Consider the following 1,856-nt stretch of genomic DNA (forward strand, 5'->3'; position numbering starts at 1 on the left):
TTTCGACTGGCTGGGCGGCGTGCTGCGCGGCGATCTGGGCCGGTCCATCTTCACGGACCTGCCGATCGCCGGGGAATTCGCGCGCCGCCTGCCGGTCACGCTGTCGCTGGCCGTCTCGGCGGTGATCCTGGCGGTTGCCCTCGGCGTGCCGCTGGGCATGGCGATGGGCTATTGGCGTAATCGCCCCTTCGATCATGTGGGCCGCTTCATGGCCCTGACGCTTTTGTCGGTGCCCGGCTTCTGGCTGGCGCTGATGTTGATCCTCGTCTTTTCCGAAACGCTGCGCTGGCTTCCGACCAGCGGGCCGGGCGGCTGGCGGCACATGGTGCTGCCGTCGGCGGTGCTGGCCACGGGCATGGCGGCCGTGCTGATGCGCCTTGGCCGCGCCGTCATGCTTGAAGCGATGAGCGAGCCCCATATTATCGCCGCGCGCGGACGCGGGCTGAGCGAAGCGCGCATCGTCGCCGGCCACGCGCTCAAGAACATGGCCGCTCCGCTGATCACCGTCACGGGTACTTATTTCGGCGGCATTGTGGGCGGGTCTGTGATCGTCGAGGTGATCTTCGCGCTGCCCGGCATCGGCCAATATGCCGTCGAGGGAATCTTCCGCCGAGATTATCCGGTCATCCAGGGCTATGTGCTGTTCACGGCCGCGATCTTCGTCCTGTTCAACCTGGCCGCCGATCTGGCCTGCCTGCTGATCAATCCGCAAGTGCGCCTGGGCGCAAGGGCGGTCGCATGAGGACCATCGCCGCCACATCGCTTGGCCTGATCGCCGCGGCCTGCCTTTCGGCGCCGCTGATCGCCCCCCACGCGCCGGACGCCATCGACATGGCCAACCGTCTGGCCGCGCCCTCGGGCGACCATCCGCTCGGCACCGATCATCTGGGGCGCGATCTGCTCTCGCGCCTTGTCTGGGGCGGACGCAGCACCATCCTCCTGGCCCTCGTCACGACCGTGGCGACGCTTGTCGTCGGGCTGGTCATGGGCGCCGTGTCGGGCTATTTCGGCGGGCTCGCCGACGATGCCATCGAAGGGTTCGTGCTCCTGTTTCAGGGCTTGCCCGGCCTTTCCTTCATGCTGGCCATCGCCGGCACGCTCGGCCCCGGCGCGACCAGCATCCTCATCGCCGTCGTCATCACCTCATGGGCGGACTTCTCGCGCGTCGTCCGTGCCGAGACCTTGCGCCTGCGCGAGGCGCAATGGGTCGAGACGCTGCGTTCGCTGGGCGCGGGCCATGGCAGGATCATCGCCCTGCACATCGTGCCCAACCTGATCGGGCCGGTCGTTGTCCTGTTCACGCTCAGGCTGGGGCGCATCATCCTGGCCATCGCGGCGTTGAGCTTTCTCGGCCTCGGCCTTCAGCCGCCCGCCGCCGAATGGGGCGTGATGATCAGCGATGCGCGCGCTTATCATCGCGCCGCCCCGCTCGTGATGATCGCGCCTGGCCTGTGCATCGTTGCGGTCGTGCTGTGCGTGAACCTTCTGGGCGATGATCTGCGCGACCGGCTCGATGCGCGGCTGGAAAGGCCGGCGCTGCCATGAGCCTGCTTGCGGTCGACGGCCTGACCGTCACCTTCCCCACGCCCACCGGTCCGCTGGCGGCCGTCGACGGCGTCTCGCTTGCCCTCGAACCGGGCGAAATCGTCGGGTTGGTGGGCGAGAGCGGCAGCGGCAAGTCGGTTCTGGGCATGGCGATCATGCGCCTTTTGCCCGGCAATGCGCGCATCGGCGGACGCATCGCGCTGGAACGGCGCGACCTGCTCGCCCTGCCCGAGAGCGCGATGCGCGCCTTGCGCGGCGGGCGAATCGGGTTGATTCCGCAAAATCCCGCCGCATCGCTCAATCCGGTGCTG

General features: G+C 68.3%; 3 protein-coding genes. All 3 read left to right on the plus strand.

The window, feature by feature from the left end; genetic code table 11:
- Positions 1-742, plus strand: a 742-nt coding sequence (locus tag AC5E6L_RS15285; protein ID WP_491774454.1) for an ABC transporter permease, incomplete at its 5' end; no start/stop codon positions are given.
- Entirely contained in the window at positions 739-1,545 is an 807-nt protein-coding gene (locus AC5E6L_RS15290; protein WP_491230470.1) for an ABC transporter permease, read from the plus strand. The genes AC5E6L_RS15285 and AC5E6L_RS15290, both read left to right, overlap by 4 nt.
- On the plus strand, positions 1,542-1,856 hold a 315-nt coding region (locus AC5E6L_RS15295; protein ID WP_491774456.1), incomplete at its 3' end, for an ATP-binding cassette domain-containing protein. The genes AC5E6L_RS15290 and AC5E6L_RS15295, both read left to right, overlap by 4 nt.

The sequence above is a fragment of the Roseitalea sp. genome (assembly GCF_984466335.1).